Source organism: Streptomyces sp. NPDC040718 (assembly GCF_055593565.1).
The window spans coordinates 13,406-38,421 of sequence record NZ_JBVIXO010000022.1 but is presented as its reverse complement, the minus strand read 5'-3'; the positions used below and the strand labels follow the sequence as shown (position 1 = coordinate 38,421).

General features: G+C 71.1%; 21 protein-coding genes and 2 tRNA genes. 17 read left to right on the top strand and 6 right to left on the bottom strand.

Features of this window, described 5'->3' with window-relative positions; translation table 11 throughout:
• Positions 1–90: 90 nt before the first annotated feature.
• Positions 91–1,479, bottom strand: coding sequence for an amino acid permease (locus ACZ597_RS33420; RefSeq protein WP_471338728.1), 1,389 nt, complete (start codon positions 1,477–1,479; stop codon positions 91–93).
• Positions 1,480–1,792: 313 nt separating this feature from the next.
• Here ACZ597_RS33420 and ACZ597_RS33415 point away from each other — a divergent pair, with 313 nt between their 5' ends.
• A complete protein-coding gene (locus ACZ597_RS33415) occupies positions 1,793–2,377 on the top strand; it encodes a biotin transporter BioY (RefSeq protein ID WP_471338726.1) in 585 nt (194 codons plus the stop codon).
• Positions 2,378–2,463: 86 nt separating this feature from the next.
• Here ACZ597_RS33415 and ACZ597_RS33410 read toward each other — a convergent pair whose 3' ends face one another.
• Positions 2,464–3,930, bottom strand: a complete 1,467-nt coding sequence (locus tag ACZ597_RS33410; RefSeq protein ID WP_471338724.1) for an amino acid permease — start codon at positions 3,928–3,930, stop codon at positions 2,464–2,466.
• A 220-nt stretch (positions 3,931–4,150) separates the two neighbouring features.
• Between ACZ597_RS33410 and ACZ597_RS33405 the strand changes: the two genes are divergently transcribed.
• Both ACZ597_RS33405 and ACZ597_RS33400 read left to right on the top strand, forming a co-directional pair.
• The gene (locus ACZ597_RS33405) at positions 4,151–4,639 is read left to right on the top strand and encodes a ribose-5-phosphate isomerase (protein WP_471338722.1); all 489 of its coding nucleotides are present in this window, start codon (positions 4,151–4,153) and stop codon (positions 4,637–4,639) included.
• A gap of 56 nt (positions 4,640–4,695) precedes the next feature.
• Positions 4,696–5,502 (top strand): Fpg/Nei family DNA glycosylase, encoded by an 807-nt coding sequence (locus ACZ597_RS33400; RefSeq protein WP_471338720.1) that lies wholly within the window; start codon positions 4,696–4,698, stop codon positions 5,500–5,502.
• A 61-nt stretch (positions 5,503–5,563) separates the two neighbouring features.
• On the opposite strand, the gene ACZ597_RS33395 is transcribed toward ACZ597_RS33400, so the two are convergent.
• Positions 5,564–6,805, bottom strand: coding sequence for a GNAT family N-acetyltransferase (locus tag ACZ597_RS33395; RefSeq protein ID WP_471338718.1), 1,242 nt, complete (start codon positions 6,803–6,805; stop codon positions 5,564–5,566).
• A gap of 117 nt (positions 6,806–6,922) precedes the next feature.
• Between ACZ597_RS33395 and ACZ597_RS33390 the strand changes: the two genes are divergently transcribed.
• The 5 genes from ACZ597_RS33390 to ACZ597_RS33370 all read left to right on the top strand — a co-directional run bounded on the left by ACZ597_RS33390 (position 6,923) and on the right by ACZ597_RS33370 (position 11,244).
• Complete coding sequence (locus ACZ597_RS33390; protein ID WP_471338715.1) at positions 6,923–8,065, top strand: SpoIIE family protein phosphatase; 1,143 nt, start codon at positions 6,923–6,925, stop codon at positions 8,063–8,065.
• 118 nt (positions 8,066–8,183) lie between these two features.
• Positions 8,184–8,972, top strand: a complete 789-nt coding sequence (locus tag ACZ597_RS33385; RefSeq protein WP_471338713.1) for an ABC transporter ATP-binding protein — start codon at positions 8,184–8,186, stop codon at positions 8,970–8,972.
• Between the two features lie 75 nt (positions 8,973–9,047).
• Positions 9,048–10,433, top strand: coding sequence for a pyridoxal phosphate-dependent decarboxylase family protein (locus ACZ597_RS33380; RefSeq protein WP_471338711.1), 1,386 nt, complete (start codon positions 9,048–9,050; stop codon positions 10,431–10,433).
• Entirely contained in the window at positions 10,430–10,885 is a 456-nt protein-coding gene (locus ACZ597_RS33375) for an HD domain-containing protein (RefSeq protein ID WP_471338709.1), read from the top strand. The genes ACZ597_RS33380 and ACZ597_RS33375 overlap by 4 nt, the downstream gene beginning before the upstream one ends.
• A gap of 164 nt (positions 10,886–11,049) precedes the next feature.
• Entirely contained in the window at positions 11,050–11,244 is a 195-nt protein-coding gene (locus tag ACZ597_RS33370; RefSeq protein ID WP_079426944.1) for a hypothetical protein, read from the top strand.
• Between the two features lie 96 nt (positions 11,245–11,340).
• Here ACZ597_RS33370 and ACZ597_RS33365 read toward each other — a convergent pair.
• Positions 11,341–11,411: transfer RNA gene (locus ACZ597_RS33365), tRNA-Gly, on the bottom strand.
• A 178-nt stretch (positions 11,412–11,589) separates the two neighbouring features.
• On the opposite strand from ACZ597_RS33365, the gene ACZ597_RS33360 reads away from it, so the two are divergent.
• The 5 genes from ACZ597_RS33360 (at position 11,590) to clpX (ending at position 16,336) form a co-directional block, all read left to right on the top strand.
• Positions 11,590–11,666, top strand: a tRNA-Pro gene (locus tag ACZ597_RS33360).
• A 188-nt stretch (positions 11,667–11,854) separates the two neighbouring features.
• Positions 11,855–13,234, top strand: a complete 1,380-nt coding sequence (tig, locus tag ACZ597_RS33355) for a trigger factor (RefSeq protein ID WP_471338707.1) — start codon at positions 11,855–11,857, stop codon at positions 13,232–13,234.
• Between the two features lie 286 nt (positions 13,235–13,520).
• Entirely contained in the window at positions 13,521–14,138 is a 618-nt protein-coding gene (locus tag ACZ597_RS33350; RefSeq protein ID WP_362467257.1) for an ATP-dependent Clp protease proteolytic subunit, read from the top strand.
• A 103-nt stretch (positions 14,139–14,241) separates the two neighbouring features.
• Complete coding sequence (locus ACZ597_RS33345; protein WP_362467265.1) at positions 14,242–14,895, top strand: ATP-dependent Clp protease proteolytic subunit; 654 nt, start codon at positions 14,242–14,244, stop codon at positions 14,893–14,895.
• A gap of 154 nt (positions 14,896–15,049) precedes the next feature.
• Positions 15,050–16,336 carry an ATP-dependent Clp protease ATP-binding subunit ClpX gene (clpX, locus tag ACZ597_RS33340; RefSeq protein WP_007264060.1) on the top strand — a complete coding sequence of 429 codons (1,287 nt, stop codon included), beginning with the start codon at positions 15,050–15,052 and terminating at the stop codon, positions 16,334–16,336.
• Positions 16,337–16,404: 68 nt separating this feature from the next.
• Here the strand turns inward: clpX and ACZ597_RS33335 are convergent, their stop codons facing one another.
• The gene (locus tag ACZ597_RS33335; RefSeq protein WP_471338705.1) at positions 16,405–17,451 is read right to left on the bottom strand and encodes a hypothetical protein; all 1,047 of its coding nucleotides are present in this window, start codon (positions 17,449–17,451) and stop codon (positions 16,405–16,407) included.
• Between the two features lie 360 nt (positions 17,452–17,811).
• On the opposite strand from ACZ597_RS33335, the gene ACZ597_RS33330 reads away from it, so the two are divergent.
• Entirely contained in the window at positions 17,812–20,433 is a 2,622-nt protein-coding gene (locus ACZ597_RS33330; protein ID WP_471338702.1) for a valine--tRNA ligase, read from the top strand.
• A gap of 370 nt (positions 20,434–20,803) precedes the next feature.
• Complete coding sequence (locus tag ACZ597_RS33325; RefSeq protein ID WP_471338700.1) at positions 20,804–21,952, top strand: sensor histidine kinase; 1,149 nt, start codon at positions 20,804–20,806, stop codon at positions 21,950–21,952.
• On the opposite strand, the gene ACZ597_RS33320 is transcribed toward ACZ597_RS33325, so the two are convergent.
• Entirely contained in the window at positions 21,953–23,002 is a 1,050-nt protein-coding gene (locus ACZ597_RS33320; RefSeq protein WP_471338698.1) for a rod shape-determining protein, read from the bottom strand.
• Positions 23,003–23,119: 117 nt separating this feature from the next.
• Between ACZ597_RS33320 and folC the strand changes: the two genes are divergently transcribed.
• Positions 23,120–24,646 carry a bifunctional tetrahydrofolate synthase/dihydrofolate synthase gene (gene folC, locus ACZ597_RS33315; protein ID WP_471338696.1) on the top strand — a complete coding sequence of 509 codons (1,527 nt, stop codon included), beginning with the start codon at positions 23,120–23,122 and terminating at the stop codon, positions 24,644–24,646.
• 7 nt (positions 24,647–24,653) lie between these two features.
• Entirely contained in the window at positions 24,654–25,013 is a 360-nt protein-coding gene (locus ACZ597_RS33310; protein ID WP_471338694.1) for a DUF4233 domain-containing protein, read from the top strand.
• The last annotated feature ends 3 nt before the right edge of the window (positions 25,014–25,016 follow it).

The following is a 25,016-nucleotide window of genomic DNA, read 5'->3' as shown; positions in this document are numbered from 1 at the left end:
CACCGCTCTCACCGGACGTGACCGCCCGCCCCGGAAACCGGAACAGGCCCGGGACCGAAGTCCCGGGCCTGCCGCCTGCCTGCCGAACGGTCAGGACCGCCGGTCCCGGACCTCCCGGTACCACGCCACGAGCAGCACGAGGGCCGCCGCGCCCGAGGACCACAGCAGCTGCGGCCGCGCCGAGTCGTCGAACAGCATCAGCACCAGCACCGCCGCCATCCCCGCCAGCGCCGCCCACGTCAGGTACGGGAACGCCCACATCGGCAGCGTCAGCCGCTCCGGCATGTCCCGCTCCAGGCGGGGCCGAAGCCGCAGCTGCGAGACCGCGATCAGCGCCCACACGAACAGCAGCACCGCGCCGACCGCGTTGAGCATGTAGAGGAAGACCGTGTCCGGCCACAGCAGGTTCAGCACCACCGACACGAAGCCGAAGGCCACCGAAGCGAGCACCGCCCGCGTCGGCACCCCGCTGGCCGACACCTTCAGCAGCGACTTCGGCGCCTCGCCCCGCTCGGCCAGCGAGAACACCATGCGCGAGCCGCCGTACAGGTTGGCGTTCAGCGCCGACAGCAGCGCCACGAACACCACGATGTTCATGATCTGGCCGGCCGCCGGGATCCCGATGGAGTCCAGGACGGCGACGTACGGGCTCTCGCCCGGCTTCAGCGAGTCCCACGGCAGCAGGCTCACGATGATCAGCATCGAGCCGACGTAGAAGAAGAGGATGCGCCACACCGCGCTGCGCACCGCGCGGGACACGGACCTGGCCGGGTCGTCCGACTCGGCGGCCGCGATCGTGACGACCTCCAGGCCGCCGAAGGCGAAGACCACCGCGAGCATGCCGGCGATGACCCCGCCGACACCGGCCGGGAAGAAGCCGCCCTGCCCGGTCAGGTTGGCCATCCCCACCGGCTCGGTGTCGGGGAGCAGGCCGAAGACCGCCAGGGTGCCCAGGATCAGGAACAGCACGATGGCGCCGACCTTGAGGGCGGCGAACCAGAACTCGAACTCGCCGAAGTTCCGGACGGCGGTCAGGTTGCTGAGGGTGAAGACCACCATGAAGATCAGCACCCACAGCCACTGGTCGACCGCGGGCACCCACCCGTGCGCGATGTTCGCGGCACCGGTCGCCTCCACCGCGAGCACCACCACCAGCAGGAACCAGTACAGCCAGCCCGCCGAGAAGCCTGCCCAGCGCCCGAGGGCCTTCTCCGCGTACACGGAGAAGGAGCCGGAAGCGGGCATCGCGGCGGACATCTCGCCGAGCATCCGCATCACCAGCATCGCGAGCGCGCCGGCCAGCAGGTACGAGCAGATGATCGCGGGCCCGGCGATCCCGATGCCGGCGCCGGAGCCGACGAAGAGGCCGGCGCCGATCACGCCGCCGAGGCCCAGCATGGTCAGGTGGCGCTGCTTGAGACTGTGGCTCAGGGGTTCCGGGGGCAGCTCGGTCCCGGTGACGGACGGGTCTTCACGCATGAGCAGATTCGCACTCTCGGTAGGCAAGCGACGCCGGGGGCTGCGCAAGGGATGGGCGGGACGGGCAGGGTATGCAGGGGGATTGGCGGGAACCTACAGTCTGGCTGGAGTGAACCCCCGGGAGCAAAAAGGATGTGCCGTCGAATGTGCGCCGTGATCGGGATCACTTCACGTCGGGTGTAAGGCTGCATCTTTGTGCGGTCTCCACCAAACCGGACAGTATGGCTTTGTCCCGGTCGGTGGTGGGTCGGCCCTGTGGTGACGGCTAACGTCGCGGTGTCCTGCCCGACCACCCCACCTTCCGGAGCCTCCGATGAGCACCGTTTCCGCCTCCTTCCGGCCCGGCGCCGTCCTCGCCGACCTGCTGCCCGCGAGCCGCGTCAAGGACGCCGCCCTCGTCGTCGGCGGAGCCGCGCTCACGGGCCTGGCCGCGCAGATCTCCGTACAGGTCGACGGCCTGGCCGCCCCGATCACCGGACAGACCTTCGCGGCGCTGCTCATCGGCACCGCGCTCGGCGCCCGCCGCGGCTTCCTGTCGCTCGCGCTCTACACCCTGGCCGGCATGGCCGGCGTGCCGTGGTTCGCGGACGGTGCCTCGGGTGCGGGCGGCGCCACCTTCGGCTACGTCCTCGGCATGCTGCTGGCGTCCGCCCTCGTCGGCGCCCTCGCGCGGCGCGGCGGCGACCGCTCGGTGCTGCGGATGGCGGGCACGATGGTGCTGGGCTCCGCGGTGATCTACGCGGTGGGCGTGCCGTACCTGATGGCCGTCACCGGGATGTCCCTGGACGTCGCCGTCGCCAAGGGCCTGGTCCCGTTCCTCGTCGGCGACGCCCTCAAGGCGGCGCTGGCCATGGGCGCGCTGCCGGCCGCCTGGAAGCTGGCCGGCCACCGCGGCTGAGCACCCACGGCCCTGCCGCCGGTGCCTGCGCAGCAGCCCCGGACCGCGAGCGGGCGGTCCGGGGCTGCTGTCGTGTGCGGGGCCGGTCAGACGGCGTCGGTCACCGCGTCGGCCGCGGGCTCGGCGGCGAGCTCGCCCTTGCGGCGCGAGTTGCGCACCACGCCGACCGCGATCACGATGCCGGCGACGAGCAGGGAGTACAGCACCGTCTGGCGGTTGTCCTTGTCGTAGACCATGTAGCCGAGGACGAAGGTGATCATCGCGGCGGTGGCCCAGGTCAGGTACGGGAAGAGCCACATCTTCACCGTGAGCTTCTCGGGGGCCTCGGCGACGAGGATCTTGCGCATGCGCAGCTGGGTCAGGCAGATGACGAGCCAGACGAAGAGCGCGATCGCACCGGAGGAGTTCAGCAGGAAGCTGAAGACGGTGTCCGGGTTCGTGTAGTTGAAGACGACGGCGACGAAACCGAAGACGGTGGAGCCGAGGATGGCCGCCATCGGCACGCCCCGCTTGTTGACCTTGGCGAAGGCCTTGGGGGCGTCACCGCGCTCGCCCAGCGAGAACGCCATGCGGGAGGCGGTGTAGAGGCCCGAGTTCAGGCAGGACAGCACGGCGGTCAGGACGATCACGTTCATGATCTGGCCGGCGGCCGGGATGCCGATGGAGTCGAGGGCCGCGACGTACGAGCCCTTGTCGACGATCGACTTGTCGTTCCACGGCAGCAGGGTCAGGACGACGAAGATCGACCCCAGGTAGAAGACGCCGATGCGCCAGATGACCGAGTTGGTGGCCTTGGTGACGGCGCGGCGCGGGTCCTCGGACTCGCCGGCGGCCAGGGTGACGATCTCGCTGCCCATGAAGGAGAAGACGACCATCAGCACACCGGTGAGGACCGAGCCCCAGCCGTTGGGCATGAACCCGCCGGTGTCGGTGAGGTGCGCGAAGCCGGCGCCCGGGTTGTCCGAGCCGGGCAGGACGCCGAAGACGGCGAGCATGCCGACGATCACGAAGGCGCCGATGGCGACGACCTTGATGCCCGCGAACCAGAACTCGAACTCGCCGTAGGAGGCGACCGAGCCGAGGTTGGTGGCGGTCAGCACCGCCATGACGATCAGGGACCAGCCCCACTGCGGGATGGCGGGGATCCAGCTTTCGAGGATCACGGCGCCGGCGGTGGCCTCGACGGCCAGGACGACGACCCAGAAGAACCAGTACAGCCAGCCGATGGAGAAGCCGGCCCAGCGGCCCAGAGCGCGGTCGGCGTAGGCGGAGAAGGAGCCGGAGTTGGGGCTCGCGGCGGCCATCTCGCCCAGCATCCGCATCACGAAGACGACCATCGCGCCGACGAGGGCGTACGAGATCAGAATGGCGGGGCCGGCCTTGGCGATGCCGCCGCCGGAGCCGACGAAGAGGCCGGCGCCGATGACACCGCCGATGGCGATCATGGAGAGGTGGCGGTTCTTGAGACCGGCCTTGAGACCGTCGGAGGGCTGGGCGGAACCGGGTTCGCCGGTCGGGTCGCCTGCCTTCTGAAGGGTCGTCGTCGTGCTCATGGACGAATCCTTAGGGTTCTCGGGTGGAGAGTTCCGGCATTCAAACCCGATTTCCCGCCAGTACGGAAGACCTTCCTCCGATAGTTACCCAAGGCCCCCAACCCGGGATCAAGGTCCCGACCCCTCCTGTCTGCGTTCTTTGGGTTTACTTGAGGTTTAGAAGTGATTTATGCGACACCCCTCTGCCCTCTCCGGGGACCGCGCATGCCACACTCGACCCATGCGCGTGTATCTCGGTTCCGACCATGCCGGCTTTGAGCTCAAGAACCACCTCGTGGACTGGCTCAAGAACAACGGCCACGAGCCCGTCGACTGCGGGCCCCACATCTACGACGCCGTCGACGACTACCCGCCGTTCTGCCTGCGCGCCGCGGAGAAGACCGCCGCGGACGCCGACAGCCTCGGCATCGTGATCGGCGGCTCCGGCAACGGCGAGCAGATCGCCGCCAACAAGGTCAAGGGCGTCCGCGCCATCCTCGCCTGGAGCGTGGAGACCGCGAAGCTCGGCCGCGAGCACAACAACGCCAACGTCATCTCCGTCGGCGGCCGGATGCACACCCAGGACGAGGCCACCGGCTTCATCGAGGCCTTCCTGGCGACCCCGTACTCCGACGAGGAGCGCCACACGCGCCGCATCGACATGCTCTCCGCGTACGAGACCACCGGCGAGCTCCCCCCGATCCCGGCCCACCACCCGCAGGACCAGTAGGCCCCCGTGCCGCCGGACCCCCGTCCGGCGGCACGCACCGACGTAGGAGCGCCGCCGTGCCCGAGGGGCATACGATCCACCGCCTCGCCCAGGACCACACCGAGCGCTTCGCCGCCCGCCCGGTACGGGTGAGCAGCCCCCAGGGCCGTTTCGCCGAGAGCGCGGCCCTGCTCGACGGGCGGGAGCTGGAGGGCGCCGAGGCACACGGCAAGCACCTCTTCCTGGAGCTGGGCGACGCCTGGATCCACATCCACCTCGGCCTCTTCGGCAAGCTCGGTTTCGGCCCCGCCCCGGCCCCGCCGGCCACCGACACGGTCCGGCTGCGCCTGCTGAACGAGGACCACTACGCCGACCTGCGCGGCCCCACCGCCTGCGCGCTGATCGGCGAGGGCGAGAAGAAGGCGATACACGACCGCCTCGGCCCCGACCCGCTGCGCCCCGCCGACGATCCCGGCCGCGCCTGGACCCGGATCTCCCGCAGCCGGACCACCATCGCCGCCCTGCTGATGGACCAGAAGATCGTCGCGGGCGTCGGCAACGTCTACCGCGCCGAGGTCCTCTTCCGGCACGGCATCGACCCCTACCGGCTCGGCAGGGACCTCACCCGTGCCGAATGGGACGCGATGTGGGCCGACCTGGTGGTGCTGATGCGCGAGGGCGTCCGCAAGAACCGCATCGACACCGTCCGCGACGAACACCTCCCCGAGGCCATGGGCCGCCCGCCGAGGGTGGACGACCACGGCGGCGAGGTGTACGTCTACCGACGGGCGAACATGCCCTGCCACATCTGCGGGGGCGAGATCCGCACCGCCGACCTCGCCGCCCGCAACCTCTTCTGGTGCCCCGCCTGCCAGCAGCGCTAGCCGCGCGCGGTGTAGGGGGCATCTCCGCCCCGCGCAGCGGCACCGCACGCCGCCGTGCCGGCTAGAAGTTGTGCGGGAGCCAAGGGGCCACGTCGCCGGTGAAGGCCCGCGAGGCCTCCCGCAGCGCCCCCGCCCGCAGCTCGCGCACGCGCCCGGCCGCCGCCAGCGAGGTCAGCGTGACCCCGCCCAGGTACGCCGAGCCCAGCTCCCGCACCGACAGCGCGAGGTCCGCGGCGTCCTCCGAACGCACGCACCGCACCGCCCCACCGCCATCGGCACCGGCGGCCAGCCGCCACCGCCCCGCGTTCCACGGACAGAACGCGTCCTCCACCTCCAGCACCACGTCCACCCGGGCCCCGTACGCCCGCGCCTCCAGCGCCGCCGGCAGGTCCACGAGCCGCAGGTGCAGCGCGTCCCGCTGCTGCGCCCGGACCCGCCGGATGTCGCTGACCAGGTGCAGCAGCGGGTCGTCGACCGGCCGCCGGTACGCCCGTACGCGCCAGGTCAGGTCGATCTCGAAGAGGTAGCGCCACAGCGCCGCGTACACCGCCGGATCCGGCGCGTGCACCTCGCCGACCTCGACCTTGCCGTCCGAGCCGGTCAGCTCCCAGTCGGGCTTGACCCGGTAGCGCGCGTACCCGGTCACCCCGCCGTCCGGGTCCTCGGCCACCACGCACTTCAGCGGCGAGGCCCCGTCCCGGAGCTCCGGCACGTCCAACAGCGCCTGCCGCTCCCAGCCCGGCTGCCGCGCGAGCATGCCCGGGCGGCCCGCGACCAGGCCGGCGTAGACCCGCTCGCAGTCGGCGAGGGCCTTCTCCGGGTCCACGAGCCGCAGCCGCACCGCGTCCGTCCCCGGCGGCACGGAGAGGCGTACCCGGGTGGTGTCGATGTCGACGGCCGTGGAGTACGCGGCGGTGCCGTACCCGAAGCGGCCGTAGATCTCCGGCTCCGAGGCCGTCAGCACGGCGATCGGCTCCTCACCCGTACGGATGCCGTCCAGTTGGCGGCGCATCAGGGACGTGAGCACCCCGCGCCTGCGGTGGGTCGGCGCGACGCCGACCATGGTCACGCCCGAGGCCGGAACCAGGGCCCCGCCCGGCACCGAGAGGCGGAAACCGAAGGCCGACGCGGAGCCGACGCAGTCCTCGCCGTCCCAGACGCCGAGGGAGCGGTCGAGCTCCGTCAGCGACCGGAAGAGCTCCCGGGCCGCTGTCGGCTCGGTCACGCCACCGAACGCCAGTTCCAGATGATCGAACCAGACATCCCACTCATTCCGCTTCAAAACCCTCGTCTCAAGAGCCACGCCGTCATCCTCACTCGGGCCGTCCGCCGCAGTCGAAGGGTTTTCGCCCCGCGAAGTGCCATTGGTCCGGGGGTCCCCCTGCGCAGTCACAGCCAGGATGGATATGGTCCCGAAGCAATGGCCGGAGCGCGCGTGGAAACGTTCATGGCCCGGATGCGCATGCTTTCGCACCGGGCACGCACAGCCCTGCGCAAATCCGCCGTCGACTACTTCCGCGGGGACGCCTCCGACTGGCTCGCCTTCGCCGGCCTCCTCCTGACCGTCCCCGCCATAGCCTGCGGCACCCTGCTGATGCCCGTCTGGTTCTCCCCGTCGGCCCTGGTCCTGCCCATCGTCGCCGGCGGCCTCCTGCTGCGCCCCGCCAGCCTCCTCGGGCTGTACGCCGCCGCCGCGGCCGCCCTGATCGTCGAGGCCCTCGTCCTCGGCCCCTACACCCAGGGCCCCGCCCGGGTCACCCCCGGAACCGTGCTCGTGGTGGCCGCCTGCGGCTTCTTCGGTCTGGTCATCGCCCAGTTCCGCAGCCGCGTCGGCGTGCCCTGGAGACGCGGCGGCACCATGCTCTTCGACCTCCGCGAACGCATCCGGGTCCAGAGCAAGCTGCCCGCCCTGCCCCGCGGCTGGCACCGCGAGATGGCCCTGCGCCCGGCCGGCGGCCAGTCCTTCTCCGGGGACTTCGTCGTCGCCGCCCGCACCAACGGCGGCCGCACCCTGGAAGTCGTACTCACCGACGTCTCCGGCAAGGGAATGGAAGCCGGCTCCCGCGCCCTCCTCCTCTCCGGCGCCTTCGGCGGCCTCCTCGGCGCCCTCCCGCCCCAGCAGTTCCTCCCCGCCGCCAACGGCTACCTGCTCCGCCAGGACTGGGACGAGGGCTTCGCCACCTCCATCCACCTCGTCCTCGACCTGGAGACCGGCGACTACGAACTGCTGTCCGCCGGACACCTCCCCGCCCTCCAGCTCTCGGCGGGCACCGGCCGCTGGCAGGAGGTCGCCGGCGAGGGCCCGCTGCTCGGCGTCTACGACGGCGCCGCATTCGAACCCGCCCGCGGCAACCTGCGGCGCGGCGACGTCCTCATGCTCTTCACCGACGGCCTCGTCGAGACCGCCGACCGCGAGATCAGCGAAGGCATCGACCGCCTCACCGGCGAAGCCGACCGCTATGTCGCCGCCGGCTGGGACGGCGCCGCCTGGCACCTCATCGAGAAGGTCGCCAAGGACGTCAACGACGACCGCGCCCTCCTCCTCATCCGCCGCTCGCCCTGACACCCGGGGTGGGGCTTACCCCACCAGCCGCCCGCCGGGCCGCTCCATGGCCGCCGCCCCACGCCCCTCCGTAGCGTCGGGGACACCAACGGACACCGGTAACGGAAGGCGGCACACCATGGGGCTCAGGCGGACCAGGCGACACGACGCGGAGACCGGACCCGCCGTGGAGCTGAGCGGCGTACGGCGCGTCCACGGACGGGGCGCCGCCGCCGTACACGCCCTGCGCGGCATCGACCTCACCCTGCCGCGCGGCAGCTTCACCGCCGTCATGGGCCCCTCCGGCTCCGGCAAGTCCACCTTCCTCCAGTGCGCCGCCGGACTCGACGCCCCCACCGAGGGCTCCGTCCGGCTCGGCGGCACCGAGATCACCACCATGAACGAGAACGAGCTCACCGAACTGCGCCGCAGCCGCCTCGGCTTCGTCTTCCAGGCCTTCAACCTGCTGCCCTCGCTCACCGTCGAGCAGAACGTCCTGCTCCCGATGAGCCTCGGCGGCGGCCGCCAGGACCGGGCGCGGGCCGCCGAGCTGCTCGCCCGGGTCGGCCTGGACGGCAAGGGCCGGCGCCGCCCCGCCGAACTGTCCGGCGGGCAGCAGCAGCGGGTCGCCATCGCCCGGGCCCTGGTCACCCGGCCCGACGTGGTCTTCGCCGACGAGCCGACCGGAGCCCTCGACACCACCACCGCCGCCCAGGTCCTCGGCCTGCTCCGGGACGCCGTCGACTCCCTCGGCGCCACCGTCGTCATGGTCACCCACGACCCGGCCGCCGCCGCCCACGCCGACCAGGTGCTCTTCCTCGCCGACGGCCTCATCGCCGACCGCCTGCCCCGCACCCCCGCCGCCACGATCGCCGCCCGCATGACCACCCTGGCCGGCCGCCCGGCCCCGTCGTACACGGCGGCCTGACCGCCCCGCCCGTCCGGGCCACTCGGCGCCGATTGGCCCGGTCACCCCCGCCCGGGGACGTCTACCGTGCCGCCCATGGACCCCACGCTCGCCGCCGACCTCGCCCGCCTCCCCGAGCTCCTCGACGCCACCCGCCGCGCCGCCGCCGAGGCCCTCGCGACCCTGGACGACCGCCCCGTCGTACCGCCGCAGGACGCCCCGCCGCCGGCGCCGCTCCCCGGGCACGGCACCGGCACGGAAGCGGCCCTCGCCGAGTTCCGGGCCCGTTGGGAGCCCCGGCTCTCCGCCTCCGCCGGACCCCGCTACCTCGGCTTCGTCACCGGCGGCGCCACCCCCGCCGCCCTCGCCGGGGACTGGCTGACCGCCGCCCACGACCAGAACTCCAACTCCGCCATGGACGGCGCCGGCCAGCACCTCGAACGCGAGACCACCGGCTGGCTCCGCGAGCTCTTCGGCCTCTCCGGCGCCCACACCGGCACCTTCGTCAGCGGCGCCACCATGTCCAACACCGCCGGCCTCGCCATCGCCCGCGAGTGGCTCGGCGAACGCCTCGGCGTCTCCCCGGCCCAGGACGGCGTCGCCGCCCTCGGCCCCGTCCGCGTGCTGTCCGGCGCCCCGCACTCCTCCATCGCCAAGGCCCTGTCCGTCCTCGGCCTCGGCCGCGCCGCCCTCGTCCCGGTGCCCACCCTCCCCGGCCGGGAGGCCGTCGACCCCGCCGCCCTCGACCGGGCCCTCGCCGACGCACCGGGCCCGGCGGTCGTCGTCGCCAACGCAGGCACCGTCAACACCGTCGACTTCGACGACCTGCGGGCCGTCGCGGCCCTCAAGGACCGCCACGACTTCTGGCTCCACACCGACGCCGCATTCGGCGCCTTCGCCGCGCTCACCCCCGGGCACGCCCACCTCGTCGCCGGCCTCGACGCCTCGGACTCCGTCTGCGTCGACCTGCACAAGTGGCTCAACGTCCCCTACGACAGCGCCGTCCAGTTCACCCGCCGCCGCGACCTCCAGGCCCGGGTCTTCGCCAACTCCGCCGCCTACCTCGGCCCCCTCGGCCCCGACCCCGACCTCGTCCACCTCACGCCCGAGAACTCCCACCGGCTGCGGGCCCTCGCCGCCTGGTTCACCCTGCGCGCCTACGGCCGCGAGGGACACCGCGAGATCGTCGAAAGGGACATCGCCTGCGCCCGCTCCCTCGGCGAACGCCTCGACCGCGACCCGGCCTTCCGGCTGCTGGCCCCGGTCCGCCTCAACGTCGTCTGCTTCACCCTCGCCGCAGCCCCCACCCCCGAGCGGCTGACCGCCCTGCGCGAGGCCGTCGGCGCCGACGTCTTCGTCACGCCCACCGTCCTCGGGGGAACCGCCGGCCTGCGCGCCGCGTTCTCCAACTGGCGCACCACGCCGGCGGACGTGGACCGGGCCGCCGAGGCCCTGCGCACGGCAGCGAAGGAGATCGCATGACGGACCGCTCCCTGACCCTCGCCGAGGTGGAGGCCCTCGCCCGCTCCGCGCACGAGGGCCAGACCGACAAGGCCGGACGGCCCTACGCCGAGCACCTGGCGGCCGTGGCCGAAGGCGTCCGCCTGCGCGGCGGCAGCCCCGCCCAGCAGGCCGCGGCCTGGCTCCACGACTCGGTGGAGGACGACGCGCTCAGCCCGGCGCAGCTCGCGGCCGCCGCCCTCCCGCAGGAGGTCAAGGACATGGTCCTGGCCCTCACCAAACGCCGCGGGGAACCGGTCGGGGAGTACGCGGCCCGCATCCTCGCCACCCCCGGCGCCCTCCTCGTGAAGGAGGCCGACATCGCACACAACGCGGACCCCGTACGCCTGTCCGTGCTGGACGCGCCCACCCGCGACCGGCTGACCGCGAAGTACGCCCACGTCCGCTCCCTCCTCGGCATCACCGCACCCTGACGCCCGAAATGTGCCGGGTACGCGCCCGCTTGGCGGGAATGCCGTGATGGCTATTCGTCACGGGACGGATAGCGGGGGCCGGTTGGTGGGAGGATGGTGCATGTGGGGCGTGCAAAGCCGCGCGCGCCGGGCCGGCCAGGGGACGACCGAAGGTGTGATCAGTAGTGGCCATTTCGCTGTCAGTGGTGGTTCTGTTGGCGATCATCCTGGTGATCCTGATCCGCGGCAAGCACATGAAGGCCGGTCCCGCGATCGTCGCGGTCCTCTTCGGCTTCTTCCTCGCGTCCAGCTCCATCGCCCCGGACGTCAACCGCTTCCTGAACTCCCTCGCGGACACCATCGCGGGCATCAAACTCTGAGCGGGAGCCGTGCGCGGAAGCGGCGCGGCGGCCACGCGGAAACGACTCGGGGCCAGGTCCTGGAGAAGATCTCCGGCCTGGCCCCGAGCCATGAAGAGCGGGTGACGGGAATCGAACCCGCGTAGCTAGTTTGGAAGACTAGGGCTCTACCATTGAGCTACACCCGCAACACGCGCGCCGCAGGTCCGGGGACCGCGGCACGGACAGCATCCTAGCGGGTCGCGCGGGGGGAGTGCACACCGCTTTTCCCGCCGTGTCCCGGCCCGCCCCGCACGCGCGTGCGCCCGCCGGGTAAACCGGGGACGTCGGAGGGTCTCCGGGCATGTACCCTACGTGTCGCACCGACGGGGTGTGGCGCAGCTTGGTAGCGCGTCCGCTTTGGGAGCGGAAGGTCGTCGGTTCGAATCCGGCCACCCCGACCACCAGCACCACTCAGTACCGCCCGCCGACAGGGACCCTTCGGCAAGATCGCGTTGTGGGCTGATTGCCGCTTGCGGTTACTATGCAAGCTGCGTGCCCGTGTGTCTGATGCCGGGCCGAATCCGCCGAGGCCGCTGAATCGCAGCGGTCCGGCAGAACCCCAAGCAGTCAGCCACAAGGAGACCGAACCGTGAAGAGCGCCGTGGAGACCCTGAACCCGACTCGGGTTCGGCTCACTGTCGAGGTGCCCTTCGAGGAGCTCAAGGACAGCCTCGACGCGGCGTACAAGAAGATCAACCAGCAGGTCACGGTGAAGGGTTTCCGCAAGGGCAAGATCCCGAACCGCGTCATCGACCAGCGCTTCGGCCGCGGTGCGGTGCTGGAGGAGGCCGTCAACGACGCCCTCCCGAAGTTCTACACCGAGGCCGTCAACGAGGCCGACCTGAACCCGCTGGGCCAGCCCGAGGTCGACATCACGGAGCTGAAGGACAACGAGCTCCTGAAGTTCACCGCCGAGGTGGACGTCCGCCCCGAGATCGAGATCCCGGACTACACGGGCATCGAGGTCGAGGTCGACGCGGTCGAGGTCTCGGACGAGGACGTCGAGAAGTCGGTCGAGCAGCTGCGCGGCCGCTTCGCGTCCACCAAGGACGTCGAGCGCGCCGCCGCCGAGGGTGACGTCGTCACCATCGACCTGGAGGCCAAGGTCGACGGCGAGGTCCTCGCGGACGGCGTCGCCACCGACGTCTCCTACACCATCGGCTCGGGCGAGCTCCTCGACGGCATCGACGAGGCCGTCAAGGGCCTGGAGGCCGGCGGCGAGGCCACCTTCACCTCGCAGCTGAAGGGCGGCTCCGCCGAGGGCAAGGACGCCGAGGTCACCGTCAAGGTCACCAAGGTCTCCGCCCGCGAGCTGCCGGAGCTGGACGACGAGTTCGCCCAGATGGCGAGCGAGTTCGACACCCTCGAGGAGCTCAAGGCGGACAGCCGCAAGCGCCTCGAGAACATGAAGCAGTACGACCAGGCCACGCAGGCCCAGGAGCGCGTCCTGGAGAAGCTGCTGGAGCTCGTCGAGGTCCCGATCCCCGAGAAGCTCCTCGCGGACGAGGTCCAGACCCGCAAGCACAACCTGGAGCACCACCAGCTCGGCCAGATGGGCCTGGACCTCGAGAAGTTCCTCGAGATCCAGGGCAAGACGGTCGAGGAGTTCGACGCCGAGACCTCCGAGCAGGCCGTCAAGGGCATCAAGACCCAGTTCGTCCTCGACGCGCTGGTCAACAAGGAGAAGCTGGGCGTCAACCAGGAGGAACTCACCGAGCACCTCATGCGCCGCGCGCAGTCCTCCGGCATGTCCCCCGACCAGTTCGCCCAGGCCGTCGTCGAGGGCGGCCAGGTCCCGATGCTGGTCGGCGAGGTCGCCCGCGGCAAGGCCCTCGCGGTCGTCGTCGAGGCCGCCAAGGTCGTCGACACCAAGGGCGAGGTCGTCGACCTCTCCGACGACGAGGACGAGACCGAGACGGCCGCCGAGGTCGTCGAGGCCGCCGTCGAGGGTGACGCCGAGGCCAAGTAACACCTCTGGGAGGCGCCCTCGCGGAGCCCCCTGAGCAGTGCCCGGAAGGGCCCGGACGCAGCCGCGTCCGGGCCCTTCCGCGTCCCCTCGCGGGGCGCTCGGGAGCTTGCGCTCCGAGCGAACAGTTCGGGAAGCGGGATGGCGTTGTCCGACCTGCGCGTTAGGGTCCATGAATACGAGGGCACGGGAGTACCCGAAGCCGGCGGGCATCGCCCCCCGGTAGGTCCGCGCCCCAGAACAAGACGCTGAGACGGCAAGCGGCCGTCGGAGACGAGCAGGTGGATACGTGACGAATCTGAAGCCTTACGCCGCGGGTGAGCCGTCCATCGGTGGCGGCCTCGGCGACCATGTCTACAACCGGCTGCTCGGCGAACGCATCATCTTCCTCGGCCAGCAGGTCGACGACGAGATCGCGAACAAGATCACGGCGCAGCTCCTCCTCCTGGCCGCCGAGCCGGAGAAGGACATCTACCTGTACATCAACAGCCCCGGTGGCTCCGTGACGGCGGGCATGGCGGTCTACGACACCATGCAGTACATCCCGAACGACGTCGTCACCATCGGCATGGGAATGGCCGCCTCCATGGGCCAGTTCCTCCTCACCGGCGGCACGCCGGGCAAGCGCTTCGCGCTCCCGAACACCGACATCCTGATGCACCAGGGATCCGCCGGCATCGGCGGCACCGCCTCGGACATCAAGATCCAGGCCCAGTACCTGCTGCGTACCAAGCAGCGCATGGCCGAGATCACCGCGCACCACTCGGGCCAGACCGTGGAGGCGATCATCCGCGACGGCGACCGCGACCGCTGGTTCACGGCGGAGGAGGCCAAGGACTACGGCCTCATCGACGAGATCATCTCCGCCGCGTCCCTGGTCCCGGGCGGCGGCGGCACCGGGGCCTGACCCCGGCCCGGCGCGCGGCGTCCCGTACGAGGACCGTGCGCCCCGCCCGCCCGTGCCAGGCACCCACAGCCCGCAGAACGCCACCAGGACGGTGAACACCCAGATGCAGAACAACTTCTCCGCGAGCGGCCTCTACTCCGGCCCTCAGGTCGACAACCGGTACGTCATCCCGCGCTTCGTCGAGCGCACCTCGCAGGGCGTGCGCGAGTACGACCCGTACGCGAAGCTCTTCGAGGAGCGCGTGATCTTCCTCGGCGTGCAGATCGACGACGCCTCGGCCAACGACGTCATGGCGCAGCTGCTGTGCCTGGAGTCGATGGACCCGGACCGCGACATCTCGATCTACATCAACAGCCCCGGTGGCTCCTTCACCGCGCTGACGGCCATCTACGACACGATGCAGTTCGTGAAGCCGGACATCCAGACGGTCTGCATGGGCCAGGCGGCCTCCGCCGCCGCGGTCCTGCTCGCCGCCGGAACCCCCGGCAAGCGCATGGCCCTCCCGAACGCCCGTGTGCTGATCCACCAGCCCTCCGGCGGCACCGGCCGTGAGCAGCTCTCCGACCTGGAGATCGCGGCCAACGAGATCCTGCGCATGCGCGACCAGCTGGAGAGCATGCTGGCCAAGCACTCGTCGACGCCGATCGAGAAGATCCGCGACGACATCGAGCGCGACAAGATCCTCACGGCCGAGGACGCGCTCGCGTACGGGCTGATCGACCAGATCGTCTCGACCCGCAAGATGAACGCGGTCTGATCCTTGCCGCCACCCGGCGCGGCAGCACCGCGGGATTCCGCGATGTGAACCGCGTCAAGGGGGCCCCGAACGGGGCCCCCGGCAAGGTACCGTCGGATATGAGGCACCAGGAGCGCTGAACCAAAGCGTCTCCCAGGCGAAGGGGAAGCACCTCGTGGCACGCATCGGTGACGGCGGCGACCTGCTCAAGTGCTCGTTCTGCGGAAAGAGCCAGAAGCAGGTGAAGAAGCTCATCGCAGGACCCGGTGTGTACATCTGCGACGAGTGCATCGACCTCTGCAACGAGATCATCGAAGAGGAGCTCGCGGAGACCTCCGAGGTCCGGTGGGAGGAACTCCCCAAGCCCCGTGAGATCTACGAGTTCCTGGAGAGCTACGTCGTCGGCCAGGAGCCGGCGAAGAAGGCGCTCTCGGTAGCGGTCTACAACCACTACAAGCGCGTCCAGGCCGGCGAGAACGGCGGCGCGCAGGGCCGCGACGACGCGATCGAGCTCGCGAAGTCCAACATCCTCCTGCTGGGCCCCACGGGCTCCGGCAAGACCCTGCTGGCCCAGACCCTGGCCCGCATGCTCAACGTCCCGTTCGCCATCGCCGACGCGACGGCGCTGACGGAGGCGGGGTACGTGGGCGAGGACGTCGAGAACATCCTGCTCAAGCTGATCCAGGCGGCCGACTACGACGTCAAGAAGGCCGAGACCGGGATCATCTACATCGACGAGATCGACAAGGTCGCCCGCAAGAGCGAGAACCCGTCGATCACCCGTGACGTGAGCGGCGAGGGCGTGCAGCAGGCCCTCCTGAAGATCCTGGAAGGCACGACGGCCTCGGTGCCCCCGCAGGGCGGCCGCAAGCACCCGCACCAGGAGTTCATCCAGATCGACACGACGAACGTGCTCTTCATCGTGGGCGGCGCCTTCGCCGGCCTGGAGAAGATCATCGAGTCGCGTGCGGGCGCCAAGGGCATCGGCTTCGGGGCGACGATCCGCTCGAAGCGCGAGATCGAGGCGAGCGACCAGTTCCAGGAGGTCATGCCGGAGGACCTGGTGAAGTTCGGGATGATCCCCGAGTTCATCGGCCGCCTGCCCGTCATCACCTCGGTGCACAACCTGGACCGCGAGGCGCTCCTCCAGATCCTGGTGGAGCCGCGCAACGCGCTGGTGAAGCAGTACCAGCGCCTGTTCGAACTCGACGGCGTCGAGCTGGACTTCGAGCGCGAGGCCCTCGAAGCCATCGCGGACCAGGCGATCCTCCGCCAGACGGGCGCGCGCGGCCTGCGCGCCATCATGGAAGAGGTCCTGATGTCGGTGATGTACGAGGTCCCCTCCCGCAAGGACGTGGCCCGCGTGGTCATCACGGCCGACGTGGTCCGCTCCAACGTCAACCCGACGCTGGTCCCCCGCATCGTCCCGAAGGACCAGGGCCCGCACGAGAAGTCGGCGTAGCGGCAAAGGGCATACGAGAAGGGGCGCTCCCCACGGGAGCGCCCCTTCCGCGTACCCGCCGCCCGCGGTTACTTCTTGACGCGGGCGGTGTCGTAGAGCTTCGCGGTGAGGTCGGCGTTCTGCTCCAGGGTGTAGCCGGGCTTGCTCGCGAGGATGGCGGCGGTGTCGCTGGAAATGACCGTGGCCACGGTGCTGTAGTCGGCCCAGGCGCACACCGGGAGGGTCACCTCCTTCGGTCCCTTGGCGTTCGGGCCCTTCGAAGTGGCCTTGATCTCCTGGCACTTCAGGACGGCGCCATCGAACCCCGAGGGGGTGATCTCCTTCGGGCTGCCGATGAGCTGGACGTCCGACTTGCCGTCCTTGGAGAGCCTCAGCTGGAGCGCGGCGAATTGACCGTCGACGGTCTTCTCCGGGTCGGCGATCTCGCCGTAGACGCCGGTGAAGGCGAGGCCCTTGAAGGTGAGCGGGTTCTTCGGGTCGCCGACGAAGTAGTCCATGCCCACTTGCGTGGGGTTCTTGACGCCCGCGGCCTCGATGGCCTGCTTCTCCTGGTCGCTGAGCTCCTTGGCCTGGTACTTCGGGTCCTTCTGGAACTCGCCCACCGCCTGCGGGGCGACCAGCTTGTAGCCCTTCGTCTCGTCGGAGACCGAGCCGCCGGAGCCCAGGAACCACCAGGCGCCGCCCGCGATCACGGCGACGGCCACGGCCACCGCGATGACCGGGCCGGCCTTCGACTTCTTCGGCGGGGCCGGCGGCGGGGGGACGTACGCGGGCTGCGGGTGCTGGGGGGCCTGCTGCGGCTGCTGGTAGCCGTACGCCGGCTGCGGCGGTGGGGGCGGCGGGGTCTGGTAGCCGCCCTGCTGGGGGTACGAGGGATCCGCGGGCTGCTGGGGGTACGAGGGGGCCGCGGGCTGCTGCGGGTAGGACGGGGGTGCGGGCTGCTGCGGGTAGGACGGGGGTGCGGGCTGCTGGGGGTAGGACGGGGGCGGGGGCTGCTGGGGGTAGCCGTAGCCGGGCTGTTGCGGCTGCTGGCCGTACGGGTTCGGGGGCTGCTGGCCGTAGGGGCCCGGCTGCTGCGGCTGCTGGCCGTACGGCCCTGGCTGGTTGAAACTCATCCCGAGTCCCCCTGTGAGGTCTGCTTATCCGTTTCACACATCCTGGCGGAAGCGTCGCCCTCCCAGGGCATCGGGGTACCGGCCGTTACCGAACCACGACCACGCCGGTACTTCCATCGCGGCCCGCAGGGCACGGGTCCGCCCCGCGACGTCCTTGATCGCGACCGGGCCGTTCTCGGCCGGGACGGTGCGCCGCCCCGGCCGCCAGGGTGCCGCAGCGCGTCGCCCCGCCCGCGGGAGTGCCGGAACCCCGGATGACGGCCCCGTCGACACCCATGGCGTGCAGGCCCTGGGTCAACGGGAGTGCCCGCGGTGGAATGGATTCGTGACGGGGGCGGCACCCGCCGTATCCTGTGCCCCGTGACCGAGAACACGCAGACACCCAGTGCCCCCAACTCAGAACTGCCGACCGCGTACGCCCCGGCCGAGGTAGAGGGGAAGCTCTACGAGAGCTGGGTGGAGCGTGGCTACTTCACGGCCGACGCCGCGAGCGAGAAGCCCGCGTACACCATCGTCATCCCGCCGCCGAACGTCACCGGCTCCCTCCACCTGGGCCACGCCTTCCAGCACACCCTCATGGACGCCCTGACCCGCCGCAAGCGCATGCAGGGCTTCGAGTCCCTGTGGCTGCCCGGCATGGACCACGCCGGCATCGCCACCCAGAACAAGGTCGAGCAGCAGCTCGCCGAGGAGGGCAAGTCCCGCCACGACCTGGGCCGCGAGGAGTTCGTCGAGCGCGTCTGGCAGTGGAAGGAAGAGTACGGCGGCAAGATCCTCGGCCAGATGCGCCGCCTCGGCGACGGCGTCGACTGGTCGCGCGAGCGCTTCACCATGGACGAGGGCCTGTCCAAGGCCGTCCAGACCATCTTCAAGAAGCTCTACGACGACGAGCTGATCTACCGCGCCGAGCGCATCATCAACTGGTGCCCCCGCTGTCTGACGGCCATCTCCGACATCGAGGTGGAGTACCAGGAGGACGCCGGCGAGCTGGTCTCCATCAAGTACGGCGAGGGCGAGGACACCCTCGTCGTCGCCACCACCCGCGCCGAGACGATGCTCGGTGACACGGCCATCGCCGTCCACCCGGACGACGAGCGCTACAAGCACCTCGTCGGCAAGCTCATCAAGCTGCCGCTCACCGACCGCTCCATCCCGGTCGTCGCGGACGCGCACGTCGACCCCGAGTTCGGCACCGGCTGCGTCAAGGTGACGCCGGCGCACGACCCGAACGACTTCGCCATCGGGCAGCGCCACAACCTGCCCAACATGACGATCATGGACGAGCACGGCGTCATCACCGTCCACGGCCCCTTCCTCGGCCTGGACCGCTTCGAGGCCCGCTCCGCGGTCGTCGGCGCGCTGCGCCAGCAGGGCCGGATCGTCGCCGAGAAGCGCCCCTACCTGCACTCCGTCGGACACTGCTCGCGCTGCAGCACCACCGTCGAGCCCCGCCTGTCCCTCCAGTGGTGGGTCAAGGTCGAGACCCTCGCCAAGGCCGCGGGCGACGCGGTCCGCGACGACCGGGTCAAGATCCACCCGAAGGAGATGGAGAAGCGGTACTTCGACTGGGTCGACAACCTCAACGACTGGTGCATCTCGCGCCAGCTGTGGTGGGGCCACCGCATCCCGGTCTGGTACGGCCCGGACGGCGAGATCGTCTGCGTCGGCCCCGACGAGGAGCCGCCCACGGGCGAGGGCTGGACCCAGGACACCGACGTCCTGGACACCTGGTTCTCCTCCGGCCTGTGGCCCTTCTCCACCCTGGGCTGGCCGGAGAAGACCCCGGACCTCGCGAAGTTCTACTCCACCGACGTCCTGCTCACCGGCCACGACATCATCTTCTTCTGGGTCGCCCGGATGATGATGTTCGGCCTCTACGCCATGGACGGCGAGGTCCCCTTCAAGACGATCGCGCTGACCGGCCTGGTCCGCGACGAGCGCGGCAAGAAGATGTCGAAGTCCTTCGGCAACGTCGTCGACCCGCTCGACTGGATGGACAAGTACGGCTCCGACGCCGTCCGCTTCACCCTGGCCAAGGGCGCCAACCCCGGCACCGACGTCCCGATCGGCGAGGACTGGGTCCAGGCGTCCAGCAAGTTCGCCAACAAGATCTGGAACGCCACGCGCTTCGCGCTGATGAACGGCGCCACGATCGAGGGCGAGCTGCCGCCGGCCGAGCAGCTGTCGGCCACCGACCGCTGGATCCTCTCCCGCCTGAACAAGACGGTCGCGCAGGTCGACGGCTACTACGAGGACTTCCAGTTCTCGAAGCTCAGCGAGGCGCTCTACCACTTCGCGTGGGACGAGGTCTTCGACTGGTACGTCGAGCTGTCGAAGACGACCTTCTTCGCGGGCGGCGAGCAGGCGAAGGTCTCCAGCCGGGTCCTCGGCGAGGTCATCGACGTCATGCTGCGCCTCCTGCACCCGGTGGTCCCGTTCGTCACCGAGACCCTGTGGACCACGCTGACCGGCGGCGAGTCCCTCGTCATCGCCGACTGGCCCAAGGACAGTGGCTTCCGCGACGAGGCCGCCGAGACCGAGATCGAGAACGTCCAGAACCTCGTCCGTGAGGTCCGCCGCTTCCGCAAGGAGCAGGGCCTCGACGACAAGCAGAAGGTTCCGGCCCGCCTCGACCTGTCCGGTACGGCGCTCGCCGCGCACGAGGCGGCCATCCGCCAGGTGCTGCGCCTCCAGCCGGAGGGCGACGCCTTCAGCGCCTCCGCGACCCTCCCGGTCGCCGGTGCCACGGTGGCCCTCGACCTGTCGGGCACCATCGACGTCGAGGCCGAGCGCAAGCGCCTGACGAAGGACCTGGGCGCCGCCGAGAAGGAGAAGCAGCAGGCCGAGGCGAAGCTGGGCAACGAGGCGTTCATCGCCAAGGCGCCCGACAACGTCGTGGACAAGATCAAGGGCCGTCTCGCCAAGGCCGAGGCGGACATCGCCCGGATCCAGGCGCAGCTGGCCGGCCTGCCCGCCGCGTAGTCGCGTACGGAGTACGAAGGCCCCCGCACCGTTCGGAGACGGTGCGGGGGCCTTCGCGCGCGCTCGGAGGAGGCCGGTCCCGAAGCGGGTCACGACCAGCGCGGCCACCGCGAGGTACAGGGCGGCCGGGACCAGCCAGTGGGGGAGGGCGCGCAGCGGGGAGCCGGGGCGGGCCAGGTGCCGGGTGACGTACCAGAACAGCGGGATCATCACCGACGCCACGGCGGCCGGTGTGGGCGCGGGCGGGGCGAAGGTCGCCGGGAGGAGGGGCTTCGGTCCCCTTTCGGACGATAAGCGGAGTGCCGTATATCACTTCATCCCGTCCCATCCGCCGATCCGATCCCGGGCGCGGACCACGGATGATGGGGAGATGCACGTCAAGCCCGCCCCGTCGGCGTTCCACCGGCTCGTGGCCTCCGGCCGCCGGTTGGCCGAGGGCCGGGGCGCCTCACCGCGGGCGCAGGACGTCCTCACGGCGCTGAGCTGCCTGGCCCTGATGGCGCTGGACCTGCCCGGTCTGGCCGCCGCCGACAACTCCCTCAACGGGGCCGGGGCCGCCGTCGTGCTCACCGTGGGCTGCTCGACGCTGCTGCTGCGGCGCCGGGTGCCGTGGGCGGCGTACCTCACGGCCCTGGTGTTCATCGGCTGGCTGCACGAGCTGACCCTGATCCAGTTCGCGCTGTACTCCGTCGGCCGCTACCGGGGGCGCCGCGCCGCCGTCCTGGCCACCGTCGGGTACGTGGCCTTCGCGGTCTCGGTGTTCTGCGTGCCGGGCTGGCCCGAGCCGAGGGCCGCGACGCTCAGCTCCTTCCTCGGCCTGGTGGTGCCCATCGGGGTGCTCGCCTCGGCCGTCGGGATCGCCGCCTACCGGCACGACCTGGTGCGCGAGCTGGAGGCCAGGCGGGCCGAGTCGGCGGTGCAGAACGCCGTGCAGCAGGAGCGGACCTCCGTCGCCCGCGACGTCCACGACTTCGTGGGGCGGGAGCTGACCCTGCTGACGGTGCGCTCGGAGGTGCTGTCGATGCGGGCGCGGGAGACCCCGTACGCGAAGGATTTCGAGGAGCTGTCGGACACGGCCCGGCGGGCGCACCTGGTGCTCAACGAGATCATCGTGCAGCGCGGGGAGCGGGCCGCGACGCCCGGTGTGGACGGGCTGGCGGCGCTGGCGGAGGAGAGCGGGCGGGCCGGTTCGCCGGTCCGGCTGGCGATGGACCCGCAGGCGCACGCCCTGTCGCCGCTGCGACAGGCGGCGGTGTACCGGGTGGTGCAGGAGTGCCTGACCAACGCGGCCAAGCACGCCCGCGGCGAGACCATCGAGGTGTCGGTCCGGGCGGACGGCCCGCACGTGCGGATCGCCGTCAGCAACGGCCTGCCGGACGGCGCCCCGGGCCGGGCCCCGGTTTCGGCGGGCTCGGGTACGGCGAGCATGGCCGAGCGGGTCCGCAGCCTCGGGGGCACCCTGACGGCGACGCGGACGCCGGACTCGTACGAGGTGGTGGCGGTGCTGCCGCGCGGCTGATCAGGCCTTCGCGGGGGACAGCAGGCCGTTCAGGGTGTCGAGGTCCTCGACGCAGCGGCCGGAGCCGAGGGCCACGCAGTCCAGCGGGTCGTCCGCGACGAACACCGGGATGCCGGTGGCGGAGGCGATGCGCAGGTCCAGGCCGGGCAGCAGGGCGCCGCCGCCGGTGAGGACGATGCCGTGCTCCATGACGTCGCCGGACAGCTCCGGCGGGCAGTCCTCCAGGGTGGTGCGGACGGCGGCGATGATCGCCTCGACGGGCTCGTCGAGGGCGGCCCGGACGTCGGGCGCGGTCAGCTCCAGGGTCTTGGGCATGCCGCCGACCTTCTCCCGGCCGCGCACGGTGAAGGTGCGGGTCTCCAGCTCCGGCCGGTCCGGGACGGGCCAGGCGGAGCCGATGGCGACCTTGACGTCCTCGGCGGTGCGCTCGCCGATGAGCAGCGCGTGTTCCTTGCGCACGTAGTCCATGATCGCGGCGTCCAGCCGGTCCCCGCCGACCCGCAGGGACTGGGAGGTGACGATCCCGCCGAGGGAGATGACGGCGACCTCCGAGGTGCCGCCCCCGATGTCCACCACCATGGAGCCGCGCGCCTCGGCCACCGGCAGGCCCGCCCCGATCGCGGCGGCCATCGGCTCCTCGATGAGGTGGACGGTCTTGGCTCCGGCCCGGGTGGAGGCGTGGATGATGGCCCGCCGCTCGACGGGGGTCACGCCGGACGGCACGCAGATCACCATCCGGGTGCGGGGGCGGCGGCCGGGCACCGCCTTGCGCACGAAGTGCCGGATCATCTCCTCGGCGGCCTCGTAGTCGCAGATCACCCCGCCCTTGAGGGGGCGGATGGCGGTGATGGAACCCGGGGTGCGGCCGATGGTCTCCTTGGCCTCGGCTCCGACGGCCAGGGCGGTGGTGGTGCCGGCCTTGACCGCCACCACGGACGGCTCATTCAGGACGATCCCGTGGCCTCGGGCGTAGACGAGGGTGTTCGCGGTCCCCAGGTCCATCCCTATGTCGCGGCTGGAAGCGGTCGTGGTGGTGCTGGCCTGCGGCATTTGTTCCCCTATCTCCTGCCCGCAAGGCTTGCATAACGATCAGGTCGCTTTCGCGGCCGAAGGTCCCGAAACGGCCGGGCCGAAAGTCCTGCGGGGCCCCGTCCGTAGACTGGACCCGTGAGTGAGCAGCAGCCCGAGAGCCACGACCGCGACCGCGACCGTCCCTTCGACGAGTTCGACCAGATCGTGGCGGAAGAGTCCGACCGCGACCCCGACCTGGCGGTGATCGAGGCCGGCAGCCGTACCCTGCGCGCCCAGGCCGGGCCGCCCTCGGGCGACCCCGTGCCGTCCCGCCCCGAGGACCCCGAGGTGGCGAAGGCGCTGCAGGAGGTGGAGCAGGAGCTCGCCACCCGCTGGGGCGAGACCAAGCTGGAGCCGTCCGTCAGCCGGATCGCCGCGCTGATGGACGTGCTGGGCGAGCCGCAGCACGCGTACCCGTCCATCCACGTCACCGGCACCAACGGCAAGACCAGCACCGCCCGCATGATCGAGGCCCTGCTGAACGCCTTCGACCTGCGCACGGGCCGCTACACCAGCCCGCACGTGCAGTCGGTGACCGAGCGGATCAGCCTCGACGGGGCGCCGATCAGCGCCGAGCGCTTCGTCGAGACCTACCACGACGTGAAGCCGTACGTGGAGATGGTCGACGCGGCCGAGGAGTACCGGCTGTCGTTCTTCGAGGTGCTCACCGGCATGGCGTACGCGGCCTTCGCGGACGCGCCGGTCGACGCCGCCGTGGTCGAGGTCGGCATGGGCGGCAGCTGGGACGCCACCAACGTGATCGACGGGACGGTCGCGGTGATCACCCCGATCAGTCTGGACCACACGGACCGGCTCGGCTCCACGCCGGGCGAGATCGCCCAGGAGAAGGGCGGCATCATCAAGCAGGACGCCACCGTGATCCTGGCGCAGCAGCCGGTGGACGCGGCGCAGGTGCTGCTGAAGAAGGCCGTCGAGGTCGACGCGACGGTCGCCCGCGAGGGCATGGAGTTCGGTGTCGTCTCCCGCGAGGTGGCGGTCGGCGGCCAGATGCTGACCCTGCGCGGGGTGGGCGGCGAGTACGACGGCATCTTCCTGCCGCTGTACGGCGCCCACATGGCGCACAACGCGGCGGTCGCGCTGGCCGCCGTCGAGGCCTTCTTCGGCGTCGGCGGGGAGCACGCGCGGGAGCTGGACGCGGACACGGTGCGGCAGGCCTTCGCCTCGGTGACCTCGCCGGGCCGCATGGAGGTCGTGCGCCGCAGCCCGACGGTGATCCTGGACGCCGCGCACAACCCGGCGGGGGCCCGGGTCACCGCGGAGGCGGTCACCGAGGCCTTCGGCTTCAGCCGGCTGATCGGTGTCGTGGCGGCGAGCGAGGGCAAGGACGTCAAGGGCGTCCTGGAGGCCTTCGAGCCGATCTTCGCGGAGGTCGTGGTCACCGAGAACACCAGCCACCGGGCCATGGGCGCCGACGAGCTGGCGGCGGTGGCGGTCGAGGTCTTCGGGCCGGACCGGGTGCAGGTGGAGCCCCGCCTGGACGACGCGCTGGAGGCGGCCGTCACCCTGGCGGAGGAAGAGGCCGAATACGGTGGGGCCGGGGTCCTGGTGACCGGTTCCGTGATCACGGTGGGCGAGGCCCGCCTGCTGTTCAAGAAGGGCTGAGGGATCGATGCGCACGCTCTGCGCGAGCACGCTGATCGGTGAATTCTTCATCGTCGGCTTCGCGGGCCTGGTGGCCATGAAGAACCCGGACCTGACCCAGGCCCAGGTGTGGACGGTCTGCGGTGTGACGATGCTGGTGTCGTTGCTGCTGTGCGGGATGCTGTCGCGCCCCGGCGCGGTGCAGCTCGGCTGGGCGCTGCAGATCGGACTGATCGCGAGCGGCTTCGTGGTCCCGACGATGTTCTTCCTGGGCGCGGTCTTCGCCGGCCTGTGGTGGTGTTCGGTGCACTACGGCCGCAAGATCGACGCGATCAAGGCGAGCTGGGCGGCCCGGCAGGCGGAAGCCGCCGCTCCTGACGCTGCGTGACGG